We start from the raw sequence: 17083 nt of genomic DNA on the forward strand, positions 1-17083 counted from the left end.
ACGCCCTTCGCCTGGCACTGTCCACGAAAACAGTCCCAGGCGGAGGGCTTTTTTATGATCGCTGAGTAAGGCTTATTGAAGCGTGGCTTGTCGACGCTCTATGGCTTCGACGATCCGACCCAGGGTCTCCTGGATGTGATTGCGCAGTAAGGAGACGGCTTTCTCAGTGTCGCGAGCCAGGGCCGCTTCCATCAACTTCTGATGCTCGTTGCCCTTGTGCCGCTGGGTGAGCCGTTGCTGGGCGGAAACGCGCCGGTAGCGTTCGGCCCGATCAAACAGCGAGTCGATCATCTTCAGCAACAATGGCGATGGGCACGCCGCGAACAGGGCGAAGTGGAAGGCCTTGTGTCGGGTCGACCATTCATCATCGAGCACCAGCACTCCGCTTCCGAGCTTTTTCTCGACCAGATTCAGGCGGTGAAAGGCCCCGAGCACATCGGCCTCCCAGGCATCGTCGCCATATTGAATGGCATCGGCCAACGCCTCGCACTCCAGCAGACAGCGCATGCGCGTGATGTCGCGAAAATCAGTGACGGAAATGGGGGCAACCCTGAAGCCCTTGTTATCGCTGGCTTCTACCACGCCATCCTGGGTCAGTCGATTGAGGGCTTCACGAATCGGTGAGCTGCTGAGTCCATAGGTTTTGGACAACTCTGCAACCTTAAGCTTTTCGCCGGGGGCCAACTCACAACAGACAATCGCTTTCTTCATCTTCGTCAACGCGACATCGATCAGCGGAATGCTGGGGGAGGGAATCATGGTCGGAGTCGTCCTGAAATTTGCACCAAACGGATTTTATGCGCAAAACCAAGTTTAGTGCAAAGACTGATTTATCCGCTTGACTTTGAATTTGCGCAGGGATAGGTTTTGTGCACAAAATATATTTAGGTGCATCAATTATATTTTTACGCACATAAGCAATGCCAGCGGTATTCGCGGCCAAGGCTGCGAGTGGATGACCTTTTACAAAAACAAAAAAACAGGAACATCTCCATGAAAACAGCCAACCAGCGGTTCTGCCCGTTGCCGGTATCCAGCCTTGCCTGCGCAGTCAGCGCAACGGTACTGCTGGGTCTTTCAACCCAGGCTCAAGCCTTCCAGATCGACACCGGCAACCCCGATCTTTCGGCGACTTGGGATAACACCATCAAGTACAGCAACGCCTGGCGCGTGAACAAACTCGATCACAAGGTGGCGGTAGGCCCTGGGACATCCAACAGCAACTCCAACCTGGACGACGGCGATCGAAATTTCGATCGCGGGCTCATTTCCAATCGCCTGGATATCCTTTCCGAGTTCGACATCAAATACAAAGATGTTGGTGCACGCCTCAGCGCGGCGTCCTGGTACGACAACGTCTACAGCCAGGACAATGACAACGATTCGCCGGGCACTGCCAACTCGGTGAGTGTCGACCACGACGAGTTCACCAGTGACACCCGCCGGATCCACGGCCAGCGCACTGAAATCCTCGACGCTTTTGTCTATGGCTCGACGGAGATCGGCACGACCTCGTTGTCCGGGCGGCTCGGGCAGTTCACGCAGATCTACGGTGAAAGCCTGTTCTTTGGCGCCAACGGCATTGCCAACGCCCAGTCCACCGTGGACCTGGTGAAGCTTCAGTCAGTCCCTGGTTCTCAATTCAAAGAAATCTTGATGCCCACCAAGCAGGTGTCCGGCAACTGGCAACTGAATGACACCGTGAGTGTGGGGGCCTACTACCAATTCGAATGGAACAAGACCCGTTTGCCCGCCGCGGGCAGCTACTTCAGTGGCTCGGACTTTGTGGGTGAAGGCGGGGAACGGGTGTTCTTTCCAACCGGTGAACTGCGCCATGGCAAGGACAAGGATGCAAGGGATTCCGGGCAGTTCGGCGCGCAGTTGAAGTTCGCTGTCGAGGACTGGGAGTTCGGTCTCTACGCCGCGAAATATCACGAAAAGACGCCGGTATTTTACTTCCGTCCGGCCGCGCTGGTGCCGGGCGCCGATGACTCGTTTATCAATGTCTATCCCGAGGATGTGAAGGTCTTCGGCGCGAGCTTCAGCACGCTGGTGGGCGAAGCCAATATCGCCGGTGAAACATCCATCAGGCTCGATACGCCCTTGGCAGGCGTCGGCGGAACCATCATCACTGGCATGGACGCCGACAACGATTCCAACCCCGCGTACCCGATCGGTCGGTCGTGGCATGCCCAGGTATCGATGATCAATGTCTATGGAGGATCCGCTCTGTGGGATGGCGCTTCCCTGGTCGGTGAATTGGCGTTTAACCGACGGCTGAGCGTCACCAAAAATGCCGATCAACTGGACCCCAACACCACGCGCGATGCATTCGCCATGCGCTTCACGTTTGAACCGCAATATTTCCAGGTCTTTCCCGGCATCGATGTCCAAGCGCCGATCACCCTTGGCTACAACCCGTCCGGGCGTTCTTCCGTCACGCCGCAGGCCTTTGGACCGGAACATGGCGGCGACCTGACGCTGGGTCTCAAGGCCGATTACAAGAAGCAGTGGTACGCCTCGCTGAGCTACACCAACTTCTTTGGTGAGGCCGGGCCGGTTATCAACTCAGCCAACTCCTTTACCTACCAGCAAAACATGAAAGACCGAGATTTCGTGGCGTTTTCGATCCAGCGAACCTTTTAAGCAAAGAACAGGCGGGCCCTGATAATGATAAAAATCAAACTGCTATTGCTGTCCACTCTGTCGATTTCCCTGTCTGTCGGTACCGCGCTGGCGGCGGTCAGTCCTGAGGAGGCGGCAAAGCTCAAGACCACGCTGACGCCGATGGGAGCCGAAAAAGCCGGCAACGCCGACGGCTCTATCCCGGCCTGGACCGGCGGCTTGACCAAGGACGTCGCCGGGGCCAAGTTCGGCGATATGCCTGCCGATCCGTTCCCCGGCGAAAAACCGCTGTTGCAGATCACCGCCAAGAACGCTGCGCAGTACGCCGACAAGTTGAGTGAAGGAACCAAAGCCCTGTTGGCCAAGTTCCCCGACACCTTCCACCTTGATGTCTACGCGACTCACCGCAGCGCCGCGGCACCGGACAGCGTCTATCAAAACACCTTCGCCAACGCCACCAACTGCAAGACCACCAGCAATGGCTTGTCGGTAGAGGGCTGCTACGGCGGTATCCCGTTCCCGATCCCAAAAAATGGCAACGAGGTCATCTGGAATTTCCTGCTGCGGGTTGAAGCCGAATCCATACAGATGGGCTATTCCAACATCATCGGCAACGCCGACGGGACTCGGACGCTGGCCAGCCGGGGCGTGGAAAACTGGCAGTACCCGTACTACTACAAGGACGGTGCCGCGGATAAATGGTCCGGGCAGTATGCGCTGCTGCGGTTCCTGACCAGCGAGCCGCCGTTCAAGGCCGGGGAATCACTGGTGACCCATGACAGCATCAACGCTCAGCAGCCGCGGGACGCCTGGCAGTACCTGGTCGGCCAACGCCGTGTGCGGCGGGCGCCTACCGTGGGTTATGACACCCCGGACTTCGTCGCTTCGGGCGCCAACTATTTCGATGAGGTGCACGGCTTCATCGGTCATCCGGATCGCTACGACTGGAAACTGGTGGGCAAGAAAGAACTGTACATCCCTTATAACGACAACAAGTTCCACGCCGAAAAACGCGACGATGCCTTTACCGCCAACCACCTCAATGCGGACAAAGTGCGCTGGGAACTGCACCGTGTCTGGGAGCTGGAAGCCACGGTGGCACCGGGCAAACGCCACGCCGTGCCCAAGCGTCGATTCTTCATTGATGAAGACAGCTGGACCATCTCGCTGGTGGATGGCTACGACGCCGAGGGCAAACTCTGGCGTGTCTCCCAGGTGCTTCCATTCGTGGTGCCGGCCATCCCTGCGGTGGTGGTCAAACCTGTGGTGATCTACAACCTGCAGGCCAAGACCTACAGCGTCGTCCAGGGTCTGAACGGGGAAACCTACAGCGTGATACCGCGCAAACCCGAGAACTTTTTCACCGGCACCGCGGTGGCATCCGGGTCGGTTCGCTGAGCCTCGCAACGGTTGATTAATACGTTTGTTTTCTGGAAGCGGTGCACGGTCATCGCTTCCAGAGAGCGGCATCATCGAGGTTCAGACATGCCTACTTTCTATTCAGGCCCTATAAAGGCCTTCATTGCCAGCCTGTGGATGGTGACGACGTTTTATGGCGCGGTCGCCGTAGCGCAAACGACGGGGTTGTCCCAGCAACCGGCGATCCACAGCGCGATGGCAACGCAATCGGTCATGCTCAGTGTGGCCCGGGCAGGGCAGCGGTTGGTGGCCGTGGGCGAGCGCGGTTTCATCATTGTCTCGGATGACAACGGGGCGACCTGGCGGCAAGTCGGCTCGCCGGTCAGCGTGACATTGGTCAAAGTGCGTTTCATCGATGACAACCAGGGCTGGGCAGTCGGGCATGCTGGCACCGTGCTGCACAGCCAGGATGGCGGATCGACCTGGGCCAAACAGCTCGACGGTGTCCAAGCCGCCGAAATCGAACTGGAGCAAGCCAGGCGTGACACCGATGAGCGGACACCGGAGCGTCTGTCCCAGGCTCAGCAGTTGGTGGATGAAGGGCCTGACAAACCTCTGCTCGACCTGCTTTTCCTGGACGCGCAAACCGGCTGGGTGGTGGGCGCTTATGGCCTGGCTTTCGTCACCCATGATGGCGGGCTCAGTTGGCAGTCCATTCGTGCCCATGTCGATAATCCAGACGGATTACATCTCTATGGCATCGCGCGAACAGGAACCGATATCTTCGTCGCTGGGGAACAAGGGACATTGCTACGTTCCAGCGACACCGGCCAGACCTTCGAGGCGCTGACGCCGCCTTTCGAGGGGACGATCTTCGGTCTCGCACCGGCCGCCAATCATTCGATCCTGGCGTTCGGACTGCGTGGCAAGGCCTTCGAGTCCCGGGATCGCGGCGAGACCTGGAAGCATCTTGACACCTTGCAGCCGGTGACGTTGACCAGCGGCCTGCGTCTTGATGATGACGCGGTCTTGCTGGCGGACGAGTCGGGGCGGGTGCTGCGTTTTGCCGATGGCGACACGCATGCCGCTGTTCTTAAGATACCTCAACCTCGTTACTTCACGGGCATGACGCAAGCGGCGAACGGTGACCTGATCATCAGCAGCACGCGTGGCATGCTCTCGTCCGCCATAAAAGTGGAATCGTCGGAGCCGCCACAATGAACAGTTTTACGCACTCTGCCGAACACTCGCCTGCACTTGCATCACCTGCCTTTGATCCTGCTTCCGGGACCCTGGTCGAGCGGCTGCTGTTCAATCATCGCAGCATCGTGTTGGGCATCTGTGTACTGATTAGTCTGGTGCTGGGCTATCAAGCGCTAAGTCTTAAGCTCAATGCCGCCTTCGAGAAAATGATCCCCACGGACCACCCCTTTGTGCAGAACTATCTGCAAAATCGCAGTCAGCTGGGGGAGGGTGGCAACACCTTGCGGATTGCGATCGAGGCCAGGCAGGGCAGCATTTTCAATGCCGAGTACCTGGAAACGGTCAAGAAGATCAACGACGAAGTGTTTTTGCTCCCCGGTGTCGACCGCTCCTACATGAAGTCCCTGTGGACGCCGGCCACGCGCTGGATCGGCGTGACCGAGGAGGGTTTCGATGGCGGGCCGGTCATCCCGGACGATTACGATGGTTCAGCCAACAGCCTGGAACAGGTACAGCAGAACATCGAACGGTCGGGTGAGGTGGGGCGGCTCGTGGCCTCCAACTTCAAGTCCAGCATCGTGCTCCTGCCGCTTCAGGAAAGCGCCTCGGATGACGGTACCCCGCTGGATTACAACGCACTGTCAAACCGACTTGAACAGATTCGGGCCAAGTACGAAAACCAGAACATCCAGATTCACATCACCGGTTTCGCCAAGGTGGTGGGGGATCTGATGGACGGCATGCGGCAGATGCAGTTGTTCTTCGCCGCGACCTTGGTGATCTGCGGGCTCGTGTTGTTCTGGTACACCCGTTGTGTGCGTAGCACGGTGCTGGTGCTGCTGTGCTCGATCATCGCGGTGGTCTGGTTGCTGGGCTTGCTGCCGACACTGGGGTTTGACCTGGATCCGTATTCCATCCTGGTTCCATTTCTGGTGTTTGCCATCGGCTTGAGCCATGGCGCGCAGAAAATGAATGGCATCATGCAAGACATTGGACGCGGTGCCGACAAGCTGGTGGCTGCGCGCTTCACCTTTCGCCGGCTGTTTTTGACCGGGCTGATGGCGTTGGTGGCAGACGCCGTGGGCTTTGCGGTGTTGATGATCATCAAGATCCCGGTGATCCAGGACCTGGCCGTCACCGCGACCATCGGTGTGCTGACGCTGATTTTTACCAACCTGATCCTGCTGCCGATCCTGTTGTCATACACCGGCGTGAGCAAAGTGGCGGCGCAACGTGAGGCGGCCAACGACCGGTTTTCCAAGCTGGACGGCCATCACGCCCGGCATCCGTTCTGGGCCTTCCTGGACCGCTTCACCGAGCGTAAATGGGCCAGCGGCGCGATCTTCATCGGCGCGGTGCTGGGTGCGCTGGGCTTTGCCACCAGTCTGCACGTCAAGATCGGCGACTTGAATCCTGGAGCGCCGGAGTTGCGTCCTGAGTCGCGCTACAACATCGACAACCGCTTCATGGTCAGCAACTTCTCCGCCAGCAGCGACAAGTATGTGGTGATGGTCAAGACCCCGCAGTACTTCTGCGCCAACTACCAGACGTTGGTAACGGTCGACGCGCTGGAAGCGCAGTTGCAGCAGTTGCCGGGTGTGGTGTCCACCACCTCTCTGGCGGCACTGAGCAAACAGGCCGCCGCGGGGATGAACGAGGGCAGCATGACCTGGTACGAGATACCGCGTAACCAGGGGCTATTGAACGCGATCATCACTCGCGCACCGCGGGAGTTGTTCAACCAGAACTGCGATCTGCTGACCGTGTATGTCTACCTGACGGACCACAAGGCCGATACGCTCACCCGCGTGGTGCAGACGGTCGAACAGTTTGCGGCCAGCCATGACAGCGATCAGATTCAGTTCCTGAACGCGGCGGGTAACGCCGGTATCGAGGCGGCCACCAACATCGTCGTGAAGCGTTCGAACGTGCAGATGTTGTTTATGGTGTACGCAGCGGTCATTGCCCTGTGTTTTATTACCTTCCGTTCCTGGCGCGCGGTGGTTTGCACCGTACTGCCGTTGATGCTCACGTCCGTGTTGTGCGAGGCCTTGATGGTGGGGCTCAACATCGGTGTAAAAGTGGCGACCTTGCCGGTGATCGCCTTGGGGGTGGGGATCGGTGTGGATTACGCGCTCTACATCCTCAGCGTGACGCTTGCCAACCTGCGCAATGGTTCAAGCCTTTCGAATGCCTACTACCTGGCGTTGTTGTCCACCGGCAAGGTGGTGGTGATGACCGGGATTACCTTGGGTGTAGCCGTGACAACCTGGGTGCTGTCGCCGATCAAGTTCCAGGCCGACATGGGCATTTTGCTGGGCTTCATGTTCGTCTGGAACATGGTAGGGGCGTTGATCCTGGTGCCCGCGCTCGCGCATTTTCTCCTCAAGCCCAAGCCACAGACCGTGAGTATCTAAATGACCGCAACGATAAACATCCTGGGCTTGTCCGGCAGCTTGCGTCGGCAGTCGGCGCATACAGCGATCCTGCGTACGGTGGCCGAAGGGTTGCCTGGGCATGTTCGGTTGACGCTCCATGGCTTGGACAGTATCCCGCCGTATAACGAGGATGGCGACGGCGCTCATGCCCCCCAGGCCGTGATTGCCTTGCGCGCCGCCGTGGCGGCGGCCGATGGGGTATTGATCGGCTCGCCGGAGTACAACCACGGTATGTCCGGCGTGTTGAAAAATGCGTTGGACTGGTTGTCCCGTCCCCATGGGAAATCGGTCTTGCTGGGCTGTCCGGTATTGAGTTTCACAGCCTCGCCGGCGTTCACGGGTGGGGTGCGTGCGCATCAACAGCTCAATGAAACGCTCTGGGCGATCCAGGCAATGCAGGTTGTATATCCGCAGATCGTGATCGGTAATGTGACCAGCAAAATAGATCAGGGGCAGCTACGGGACGAATCAGCTCAGGCTTTTTTACTGGATGGAGTTGTGGCGTTGATTGCGCAGATATCTAAGGGGCCTGCGAGGGGAGTTTACGCTGCTCTTGATACCCGCTAAAAACAAGTCCAGAATCAAGTCTTTTCCTGCTCCGACAAGAAAAGAAACCCCTTATATTTCAATGGGTCGGACGCCAGATGCGAGTTTCGTTTCCCGCTCCAAACATAGCACTGACAGAATTCCACTGGATTCTGTCAGTGATTGAAACAAGGACCTTCGGGTCCTTTTTTCGTTCTGGTGGGAACCACTGAAATCCGGCAGCATTCGCGGACATTTACTATGCAATCAAGCATGATAAAACACCGCGTAGACATATCAGACCCAAGTCGTACTGCACTCGCGTCTGAAATCCGGCGAAAAGGGACTCGTGCTGGCCGGTCGCTCAGCGACCTTCACGACTCACCCAGCTTAAATTTTGAAGCGTCTAACCATCTGATTCAGCTCAACCGCCAAGCGCGAAAGCTCATGGCTCGCCGAGTTGGTCTGATGGGCACCTGCCGATGATTGCACTGATAAATCACGGATGTTAACCAGATTGCGGTCAACTTCCCGGGACACTTGGGCTTGCTCTTCGGCAGCGCTGGCTATGACCAGATTCCGGTCGGAGATTTCGCTAACGCTGCGGGTGATTTCTTCCAGTGCATCACCCGCACTGCGGGCAACGTCGAGCGTGCTCTGGGCACGAACACTGCTGTTTTGCATCGAAGCCACCGCCTGGCTACTGCCTTGCTGTATGCCGCTGACCATCACCTCAATTTCCTGAGTGGATTGCTGGGTGCGATGAGCCAGCGCCCGCACTTCGTCGGCAACGACGGCAAAGCCTCGCCCGGCCTCACCCGCTCGGGCAGCTTCAATGGCAGCGTTGAGCGCCAACAGGTTGGTTTGCTCAGCGATGGCACGAATGACATCCAGTACTTTGCCAATGTCTCGCGTCTGATCAGCCAGGCTGCGAATTTGCTCAGCCGTCACCTCGACATCGTTGTTCATCTGCTGGATGGCATTGACCGTTTCCTGGACTCGCTGACGGCCCTGTATCGCCGAAGCACTGGATTGTTGCGAAGCGGTAGATGTACTCACAGCGTTGTTGGCAACTTCTTCAACTGCGGCGGTCATCTCATTGACAGCTGTGGCAGCCTGCTCGATTTCATCATTCTGTTGCGCGAGCGCACGTGAGCCTTCCTCGGTCACGGCATTAAGCTCTTCGGCGGCCGAGGCCACTTGAGTCGCCGAGCCGGAAATCTGCTGCAAGGTATCGCGAAGATTAGCCTGCATTGTTTTCAACGCTTGCTGCAGGCGCGTTACTTCGTCACGGCCCTGGGTATGTATCGTCTGGGTCAGATCCCCTCGCGCCACGTCTTCGGCCGCCCGTACTGCGTCGTTCAAAGGTCGAACAATACTGCGCGTGAGGATGACAGCCAGTAATGCCGTCATGATGGCTGTCAATACAAGTACCGCGATGATGACGTTACGTGCGGCGACATAGTTGCTGGAGGACTCGGCTACTGCAGCCTCGGAATCCTTGCGATTAACTTCCAGAAGCCACTCCACCAGTGGCGCCATTTGATCTGAATAACGCTTGAGATCCCCACGAATCAACTCCGCTATCTCAGCTTCGCGCTTTGCCTGCGACGCCTGCCGCAGTTTGTCCTGAGCCGTCAGGTAATTACCCAGCGCCTCCTTGAACTCGCGAAACTTGGCAGCTTCTTCAGCTCCGCTGACCAGAGGTGCGTAGTCATCGACAATCCGCTTGGCCTTATTAGTCAAAACTTCCAGACGCGCATCTGCCTTATCAATATCGGCTTGGCTGCGGTTGACCATTATCAGATACGACATTGTGCGAAAGCGCGTTGTTGTATCCGCCAGCTCGCCCAGAAGCCTGGTGGGGGTCAACCCGTCATTCGCGATGGACAGTGTTGAGTTGTTCAGATCTGCCATTTTGTTCAGGCTCATCACCCCGAGAAAAAGGACGAGCAACGCCATGAGGGCGAAACACAGTGAGGCCCGCGGGGCGATACCAAGATTACGTAGCGTCATGATTGCTCGACTCGAATGAGATATTGGAAAGCTATCGGCAGCAAAAATAGGAAATTAAGGCATTTTTCAATTGGAGGCCTCAAACCGGGAGGCGATGTCCGCCAATAGCCATTCACGAAACACCTCGGCAGCCGAAACACCGATGCTGGTGGGGTTCAGTGCCAGGTAATAACCTCGGCTGGTGCGATACTCGTGGGGCAGTACCCGAACAAGGGCGCCTGACTCCAGCAGATCGTCAATCATCGCTCCCCATCCCAGCGCGATGCCTTCGCCTTCCAATGCGGCTTGAAACAACAGCGCGGAATTATTGAACGACAGCGCGGGTGTAGGAGGTGCAAACCTGACACCCATCTGTTGCAGCCAGACAGGCCAATCCACCACGGGCCAGCGAATCCAGCGCCAGTGTTCACGGTCCAGGTGAAGCAAGCGTTCCTCCAGCAATTGCTGTGGCTCATGCAATTGGCGATCTCCCAGGTAGGACGGGGAGCAGACCGCAAGTATCGTTTCATCGAAAAGCCGATCCAGCCTGACCCCGGGGCCCTGTCCTTCGCTGCCAGTCGTGAATCCTATATCGATGTTTTCGCCCACCAGATCAAAATCGCGATCCATTGCCAGCAGGCGCACGCCAATGTCCGGATGCGCTCGTTGAAAAGCTTGAAGGCGAGGGCGTAGCCAGTACGTCGAAAAGCCGATGGTTGCCGCGAAGGTAATGACTCCGGAAACACCGTTGCGCAGATCGTGCACGGTGTCGGCAATGCGCTCCAGGCTTTGGTCCACGGTGGCATAGAGTCGGCGGCCTGCCGAGGTCAGGCTGATATTGCGATGGCCGCGCACGAACAGCGGCTGCCCCAATGACTCCTCCAACACCCTGATCTGCCGGCTCACTGCGGCCTGGGTTACACACATTTCCCGCGCTGCCGAAGTGAAGCTCAGCAGGCGTGCGGCCGCTTCGAAAATCACCAGGCCAGTCAGCGGTGGCAGGCGACGACGTAGTTTTTCCATCAATAGCGTCCCCAGCGGCTGTTACGGAATGACTCGGAACTCACATTACAAAAAGTTATCCAGCAACCTGACTTTAAATCGTTTGAGCGGCTTGACGTCGTCTGGCTTGATTGAGGCGTACCGATCAGGCCTACCAAGCCTTCCGGGCTTGGCCTATTCGTCAAACCTTGCAAAAACGATACCGTCAGAGGTCACTATGAACGCACTGATGAAAGGACTAACGCACGGCCTGAAAGTAATGACAGTCGCGGGTTGTCTGCTGGGTGGCACTGCCTGGTCCGGCGAGCCGCAGCCGATCCGTATTGGCTGGGTGGCCTGGCCCGATGCTGAAATCAGCGCCAAGCTCGCGGCTTACGCCATCGAACAACAATTGCAACGCCCTGTGAAGCTGGTGATGGCCGATATTGGAATCCAGTTCAAAGCGATGGAGAGTGGCGCCATCGATTTCATTCCAATGGTATGGCTGCCCACCACTCACAAGGGGTACTGGGACAAATATCAGGACAAATTGGAAGATCTCGGTGTGCTCTACGAGGGCCGCATAGGTTGGACCATTCCTGATTCCATCCCCCGTGAAACCCTGAGTAGCATTGCCGACCTGAACAAGCCAGAAGTGCGCGAGAAATTGCGCGGCACGATTCTCGGGCCGGAGCCGGGCACCGGCCAATCCACGTTGTCGGAAAAAGCTATCGAAGTCTATGGGATCACGGGCTACAAACTGGTGTCGTCGTCCGGCGCGGCTGAGGTGGCGCAGTTCGCCCGGGAAACCGAGCGCGGGCGTTGGAGTCTGCTCAATGGCTGGAACCCGCATTGGATGTTCGCCAAATGGAGGCTGCGTTATCTGGATGACCCCAAAGGCGTTTTCGGTAGCACCGAGCAGGTGCATGTCATCGGTCGCCCTGGCTTTCGCGAAGCGGAACCAGCCGTTGCAGCCTTCCTGAAAAACTACAAATTGCCGTTACCGCAGCTTGAAGCGCTGCTATTGCAAGCCAAGGACAGCTCGGCCGACGCCGCGGTAAAAGCCTATTACGCAGCCAACAAGCCGACTTTCGATGCGATGTTTGCGCCCCAGGCGACAGCGGCCACGCAGTGATTGCCTGATAGGGCCTTCGTGTACAAGCCCAAGCCGTGAGGCTTGGGCTGTCTCCTTCAAGGATTTTAGTGTGAGCACAGCCATGTCCAGCAATGATCCGCTGTTGCAACCCTTCGCCATCAAACACCTGCAGTTGCGCAATCGAGTAATCAGCACTTCACATGAACCGGCGTATACCGACCAAGGCATGCCACGGGAGCGCTATCGGCTCTATCACGAAGAGAAGGCCAAGGGCGGTGTCGCACTGACCATGATCGGAGGCTCCTCCATTGTGGCGCCGGACAGTCCACCTGCCTTCGGCAACCTTGAAATGTACCGCGACGAAATTGTGCCCTGGTTGCGTGAGCTCAGCGACGGCGTGCACCAACATGGCAGTGCGGTCATGTGCCAGATAAGCCATCTTGGCTGGCGAGGCAGTAATTTTCACGCTGACTGGCTGCCGCTGGTGTGGCCTGGCCACGGGCGCGAACCGGCCCACCGCAGTTTTACCAAAAAAGCCGAAGACTGGGATCTGGCGCGAATCATTCAGAATTACGCCGATGCCGCCGAGCGCTGTAAGGCGGGCGGGTTGGACGGCATCGAACTGGAAGCCTATGGCCATTTGATGGATTCGTTCTGGCTTCCGGCAAACCAACGTGACGACGGGTGGGGAGGCAGCCTGGAAGGGCGCATGCATTTCTCGCTGGAGGTGTTGAGGGCGATCCGCAAGGTTGTGGGCACTGAATTCATCGTGGGCATTCGCATGGTGATCGAAGATGATATGCCCGGCGGGCTAGGCCGCGAGGAGGGCTTGACCATCGCGCAGACCTTGGTCGATCACGGCATCGACTTCATCAGCGTCATCAAAGGGCGTATCGACAATGATGTCGGCATCGCCAAAGTGATTCCCGGAATGGGCACGCCTGCCGGACCGCACCTGGAGTTGGCAGGGGCCGTGAAGCGTGCGGTGCCGGTGCCGGTGATGCAGGCGGCACGGATCAGCGATGTCGCCACGGCACGCTATGCCCTGCGCGAGGGCTTGGTGGACCTGGTGGGGCTGACTCGACCGCAGATTGCCGACCCGTACTTGATTGCCAAAGTCCTGGCAGGCCAGGAAGACAGGATTCGTCCCTGCGTGGGTGCCAGTTACTGCATGGACCAGATCTATATCTCGGGCCAAGCTCATTGCCTGCATAACCCGGCTATTGGGCGAGAGAGCAAGTTGCCTCATGAAATTACCCCGTCAGGCGGACCCGTCCGTAACGTGCTGATCGTCGGAGCCGGTCCTGCTGGACTGGAGGCGGCGCGGGTATCTGCCGAGCGCGGACATCAGGTGACAGTGATTGAGGCCAACAGTCGGGCGGGCGGGCAAGTCCGTTTGGCATCTGTGCCATTGCGCCGTCGTGAGTTGATCGGTGTGGTGGACTGGCGGGTCAGCGAATGCGAGCGCCTGGGTGTGCAGTTTCGCTACAACTGCTATGCCGGGATGGAAGAAGTGTTGGCCGCGGCGCCGGATGTAGTGATTATTGCCACCGGAGGTTTGCCAAACACAGACATTCTCGAGTACGGCAATGAGCTGGTCGTCAGTACCTGGGATATCTTGGGCGGTGACGTCAAGCCCGCTGCGTTGGCGCTGGTGTTTGACTATAACGGCGGTCATCAGGCACTAACGGCTGCGGAGTTCATGCTCGATCATTGCCGGGAACTGGAAATCGTCACGTCCGAACGCATGCTCGGTCCGGACATTGGCGGGTTGAACACACCGCCTTATCTGAAGGCCTTTGCCGAACATGGCGTGCAACAGACCTTGAGTCATCAACTGACTGGCGTGCGTCGCGAAAACGGCAGGCTGGTGGCAACCTTGCGTAACAGATATGCCGACATCACCAGCGAACGGGTGGTGGATCAGGTAGTGGTTGAGCACGGTAACCTGCCGCTGGACGATTTGTATTTCGAACTCAAGGCGCTGTCGCGCAATCGTGGAGAATTGGATCATCAAGCCTTTATCGACATAGAGCCCCAGTTGCTGGGTCGGGGCGGGGTGGGGTTTCAGTTGTTCAGGATTGGCGACGCGGTGAACAGTCGGGACATCCACGCTGCGATTTATGACGGAATGAGGTTGTCCATGGCGCTTTGACCGAGTGTTCCTGGCAGGATATCCGCGCCGGGATGAGCCTCGCTCCCACAGAGTCCGGATAAATCGGCAAGCCGATCTGACTTTCTAAACTAAGCGCCGCGAGGTTTGCGGCGCGTTACTCGGAATTGCTCGGTCTGGGTTTTCCAGAGCCGTTGCCGGTACTTAGGCGGGCGTCTATCCAAGCCGATGGTCAGGCTGTCATCGCCCGATTCATGGCAACAATTTCCTCGTGTGTAAAATTACCGTTTGGAGCTATGAATATGCCCAGAAGTGCGTCCCGATTTTGAGGTGCCCTCATCTTGTCTGCCGCGCACAAGGCCGATTTCAACTCTGGCAATTTCAATTCGGTGCAGTAGGCCGGTGTGCCTGGTTGCTGACGCCATGAGTGTTCGAGGCTTCCAGCGGCAAGCGCGGTAAAGCCGGTATCCTCTACAAGATCCTGCGCGATTGCCTCAGCATCGATGTCACCGCCAGCCACAGGTATGGCTATGCGTGAGGAAGACCCGACTGGTTGCCCGTGGTCATTAAGAGTCGCCGCGAGGACTGCATTCCATGCCTTGACAACCGGGCGGCCAATCTGCTCGCTTACCCAGATGCTCTCAGGCTTACCGTCGTCAACTTCCTTGATTGCCCCGTCGCGGCCCGGATAGTAATTGGACGTGTCAATGACGACGGTTTTCTCCGGAACATGACTCAAGGTCTGCTTGAGATCTGGGTAGTTTGCAAAGGGGATTGAGAGAATCACCACGTCTACCCCGGACACAGCGCCTTCCTTGGTCACCGCCTGTACGCCGATCTCACTGGCAAGGTTCTGAATAGTCTGAGGGCCTTTCGAGTTGGCCAGTTTGACTTCATGGCCGCACGCAGCGAGCTTACGGGCAAGCGTCGCCCCAATGTTGCCAGCACCGATAATTCCGATTTTCATTTCAATAACCTCCGTACCTACAAATGATAATCAAGCTATTGCCTGGCATCTCTTTAGCGTTCGAGCACGCTGAGCAACAGGCGAGTTAGGATCCAGGCCAGCAGATCCTACCCACACCGTTGACATCATTCTGCCGGGGGTTTGTACCCCGCAAGCATTTTCAAGACCTCATCATGTGAACCGCTTGCTTCAGCGAACCGTAATGGCTTGGCGCGCTCGACGACAAGTTCCTGCGGCGTTGGCGAGATCTTGAGCAGTTCGAAGATTTCGTCCAGGAACTCCTCCAGGGGCATGGCGTGTTGGTCATTTTCCTGCCCAAGCAACGTGGTACGCACACCCGGTGGCGCAAGCTCGATAACCTCCACCGGCGAGGCCTCTAGCTGCACTCGAAGACTTTGAGTGAACGAATGAACGGCCGCTTTGGTTGCGCTGTAGGTCGGTGTTGCAGGGAGCGGGACGAATGCCAATGCCGAACTGACATTCACAATCGTTGCACTGGGCTGCTTGAGCAACTGTGGGGTAAATGCATACACCATGCGAATCGTGCCCAGTAAGTTGGTTGTCACGATATCTTCGGCGGTGCTCAGGTTTTCCGGAGCAGTCAGATCCTCCCAGTGCATGATGCCGGCGTTGTTTATGAGAACGTTCAAAGTCGGGTGGCTGATCGCAAGTGCTTCGCTGGTGCGCTGAATGGATTGCGGATCGCAGACGTCCAGCACTACTGATTCCAGGCCTGGATGTTGCGACGCGATCTTGTCGAGCAGCGTCTTGCTGCGTCCCGCGATGATGACTGTGTTGCCCGCCTTGTGAAGCCTGAGCGCCAGACCAAGCCCTATGCCTGAGGTGCCGCCAGTAACCAGAATCGTATTGCCAGTGCTGTTCATAGTAAACTCCAGAAACGCTACGTAAGCGGACAAGTGTCCAGTTTCAAACCGTACCGGACAACTGTCCGCTTAGCAATATGTTGAAGGAAAACTTTGCTCATGCCTGACGAATTGGTGATGCGTTCTGACGCCAGAAAAAACCGCGAACGGATACTGGAGGTCGCCGTAGTCGAGCTGATTAACGACCCTGCGATTGCGCTGAGCACACTGGCAAAGAAAGCCGGAGTAGGACAGGGCACGTTCTACCGCCACTTCGCCACCCGAGAGAAGCTGGTATTCGAGGTCTATCAATTCGAGATGCAACAGGTGGCCTCCCTGGCGGAACAGCTGCTCGCGACAAAACCACCTAAGGAGGCGCTCCGGGAATGGATGGACTGCCTCGCTGAATACGCAATGACCAAGGCAGGGCTCGCTGCTGCGATTCAACAAGCGGCGTCTGTTTACGAGTTTCCCGTGAAGTCGGGATACGCTCCAATCCAGGCAGCCGCCGAGTTACTTTTAAGGGCGAATGAAAAGGCCGGCACGATTCGTTGCGGGGTCACTAACGACGATTTTTTTCTAGCCATCGCCGGAATATGGCAGATGGATTCCCAGAGCGAATGGCGCTCGCGTCTCGCCAGGTTGATGAATCTGGTGATGGATGGTCTGTGCGCTGGCAGCCCCGAAAGCCTGAAGAAAAATGGCGCGTAGCATTGGCCTGAACGCGTTGCTCTGGTGGGAGAGGACTCGTCCTCGAAGGATTGCCGTGCAATGAAGAGCTGTCGGGCAGATTGAGGTTGGTCGGGCTGACTCATCGAGGACAAGTCCTCTCTCACAATGACGGGACAAAGATCATTTCATCAGAAAAAAAGGGCCAGTTAAGGCCGTCAAATGAGATGAGCCGTTTCGTCCGGGTAG

12 protein-coding genes and 2 pseudogenes are annotated in these 17083 nt (G+C 57.4%); 8 read left to right on the forward strand and 6 right to left on the reverse strand.

Annotated features, from left to right (window positions below):
- Positions 1-72 precede the first annotated feature (72 nt).
- Positions 73-759, reverse strand: a complete 687-nt coding sequence (locus CFII64_RS26445; RefSeq protein WP_020293941.1) for a GntR family transcriptional regulator — start codon at positions 757-759, stop codon at positions 73-75.
- 234 nt (positions 760-993) lie between these two features.
- Between CFII64_RS26445 and CFII64_RS26450 the strand changes: the two genes are divergently transcribed.
- From CFII64_RS26450 to CFII64_RS26470, 5 genes are all read left to right on the forward strand, one after another.
- On the forward strand, positions 994-2646 hold the full coding sequence (locus CFII64_RS26450) for a DUF1302 domain-containing protein (RefSeq protein WP_020293942.1): 1653 nt from the start codon (positions 994-996) through the stop codon (positions 2644-2646).
- Positions 2647-2670: 24 nt separating this feature from the next.
- Entirely contained in the window at positions 2671-4023 is a 1353-nt protein-coding gene (locus CFII64_RS26455) for a DUF1329 domain-containing protein (protein WP_020293943.1), read from the forward strand.
- Between the two features lie 87 nt (positions 4024-4110).
- A complete protein-coding gene (locus CFII64_RS26460) occupies positions 4111-5205 on the forward strand; it encodes a YCF48-related protein (RefSeq protein ID WP_020293944.1) in 1095 nt (364 codons plus the stop codon).
- Positions 5202-7604: an RND family transporter gene (locus tag CFII64_RS26465; RefSeq protein ID WP_020293945.1), complete on the forward strand. Its 2403-nt coding sequence runs from the start codon at positions 5202-5204 to the stop codon at positions 7602-7604. The genes CFII64_RS26460 and CFII64_RS26465 overlap by 4 nt, the downstream gene beginning before the upstream one ends.
- Positions 7605-8192, forward strand: coding sequence for an NADPH-dependent FMN reductase (locus CFII64_RS26470; RefSeq protein ID WP_020293946.1), 588 nt, complete (start codon positions 7605-7607; stop codon positions 8190-8192).
- Positions 8193-8540: 348 nt separating this feature from the next.
- Here the strand turns inward: CFII64_RS26470 and CFII64_RS30635 are convergent, their stop codons facing one another.
- The 3 genes and pseudogenes from CFII64_RS30635 to CFII64_RS26480 form a co-directional block, all read right to left on the reverse strand.
- Positions 8541-9404 carry a methyl-accepting chemotaxis protein gene (locus CFII64_RS30635; protein WP_371106474.1) on the reverse strand — a complete coding sequence of 288 codons (864 nt, stop codon included), beginning with the start codon at positions 9402-9404 and terminating at the stop codon, positions 8541-8543.
- Positions 9396-10166 (reverse strand): annotated as a pseudogene (locus CFII64_RS30640) (MCP four helix bundle domain-containing protein); the annotation flags it as partial. The gene CFII64_RS30635 and the pseudogene CFII64_RS30640, both read right to left, overlap by 9 nt.
- Positions 10167-10232: 66 nt before the next feature.
- The gene (locus tag CFII64_RS26480; RefSeq protein WP_020293948.1) at positions 10233-11168 is read right to left on the reverse strand and encodes a LysR substrate-binding domain-containing protein; all 936 of its coding nucleotides are present in this window, start codon (positions 11166-11168) and stop codon (positions 10233-10235) included.
- A gap of 148 nt (positions 11169-11316) precedes the next feature.
- On the opposite strand from CFII64_RS26480, the gene CFII64_RS26485 reads away from it, so the two are divergent.
- A complete protein-coding gene (locus CFII64_RS26485; protein ID WP_177325455.1) occupies positions 11317-12261 on the forward strand; it encodes a glycine betaine ABC transporter substrate-binding protein in 945 nt (314 codons plus the stop codon).
- Positions 12262-12343: 82 nt separating this feature from the next.
- Positions 12344-14377, forward strand: coding sequence for an NADH:flavin oxidoreductase (locus CFII64_RS26490; RefSeq protein ID WP_020293950.1), 2034 nt, complete (start codon positions 12344-12346; stop codon positions 14375-14377).
- 190 nt (positions 14378-14567) lie between these two features.
- On the opposite strand, the pseudogene CFII64_RS26495 reads toward CFII64_RS26490, so the two are convergent.
- Both CFII64_RS26495 and CFII64_RS26500 read right to left on the reverse strand, forming a co-directional pair.
- Positions 14568-15314: pseudogene (locus tag CFII64_RS26495) on the reverse strand (NADPH-dependent F420 reductase); the annotation flags it as partial.
- Between the two features lie 113 nt (positions 15315-15427).
- Entirely contained in the window at positions 15428-16186 is a 759-nt protein-coding gene (locus CFII64_RS26500) for an SDR family oxidoreductase (RefSeq protein WP_020293952.1), read from the reverse strand.
- 99 nt (positions 16187-16285) lie between these two features.
- Between CFII64_RS26500 and CFII64_RS26505 the strand changes: the two genes are divergently transcribed.
- Positions 16286-16876: a TetR/AcrR family transcriptional regulator gene (locus tag CFII64_RS26505; RefSeq protein WP_020293953.1), complete on the forward strand. Its 591-nt coding sequence runs from the start codon at positions 16286-16288 to the stop codon at positions 16874-16876.
- The last annotated feature ends 207 nt before the right edge of the window (positions 16877-17083 follow it).

The organism is Pseudomonas sp. CFII64, from assembly GCF_000416235.1.
Classification (GTDB): domain Bacteria; phylum Pseudomonadota; class Gammaproteobacteria; order Pseudomonadales; family Pseudomonadaceae; genus Aquipseudomonas.

Excerpts from the sequence above, each read along its gene's own strand:
- CFII64_RS26445 (WP_020293941.1), bottom strand. The coding sequence starts at position 759 with ATGATTCCCTCCCCCAGCATTCCGCTGATCGATGTCGCGTTGACGAAG.
- CFII64_RS26450 (WP_020293942.1), top strand. The coding sequence starts at position 994 with ATGAAAACAGCCAACCAGCGGTTCTGCCCGTTGCCGGTATCCAGCCTT.
- CFII64_RS26455 (WP_020293943.1), top strand. The coding sequence starts at position 2,671 with ATGATAAAAATCAAACTGCTATTGCTGTCCACTCTGTCGATTTCCCTG.
- CFII64_RS26460 (WP_020293944.1), top strand. The coding sequence starts at position 4,111 with ATGCCTACTTTCTATTCAGGCCCTATAAAGGCCTTCATTGCCAGCCTG.
- CFII64_RS26465 (WP_020293945.1), top strand. The coding sequence starts at position 5,202 with ATGAACAGTTTTACGCACTCTGCCGAACACTCGCCTGCACTTGCATCA.
- CFII64_RS26470 (WP_020293946.1), top strand. The coding sequence starts at position 7,605 with ATGACCGCAACGATAAACATCCTGGGCTTGTCCGGCAGCTTGCGTCGG.
- CFII64_RS30635 (WP_371106474.1), bottom strand. The coding sequence starts at position 9,404 with ATGCAGGCTAATCTTCGCGATACCTTGCAGCAGATTTCCGGCTCGGCG.
- CFII64_RS26480 (WP_020293948.1), bottom strand. The coding sequence starts at position 11,168 with ATGGAAAAACTACGTCGTCGCCTGCCACCGCTGACTGGCCTGGTGATT.
- CFII64_RS26490 (WP_020293950.1), top strand. The coding sequence starts at position 12,344 with ATGTCCAGCAATGATCCGCTGTTGCAACCCTTCGCCATCAAACACCTG.
- CFII64_RS26500 (WP_020293952.1), bottom strand. The coding sequence starts at position 16,186 with ATGAACAGCACTGGCAATACGATTCTGGTTACTGGCGGCACCTCAGGC.
- CFII64_RS26505 (WP_020293953.1), top strand. The coding sequence starts at position 16,286 with ATGCCTGACGAATTGGTGATGCGTTCTGACGCCAGAAAAAACCGCGAA.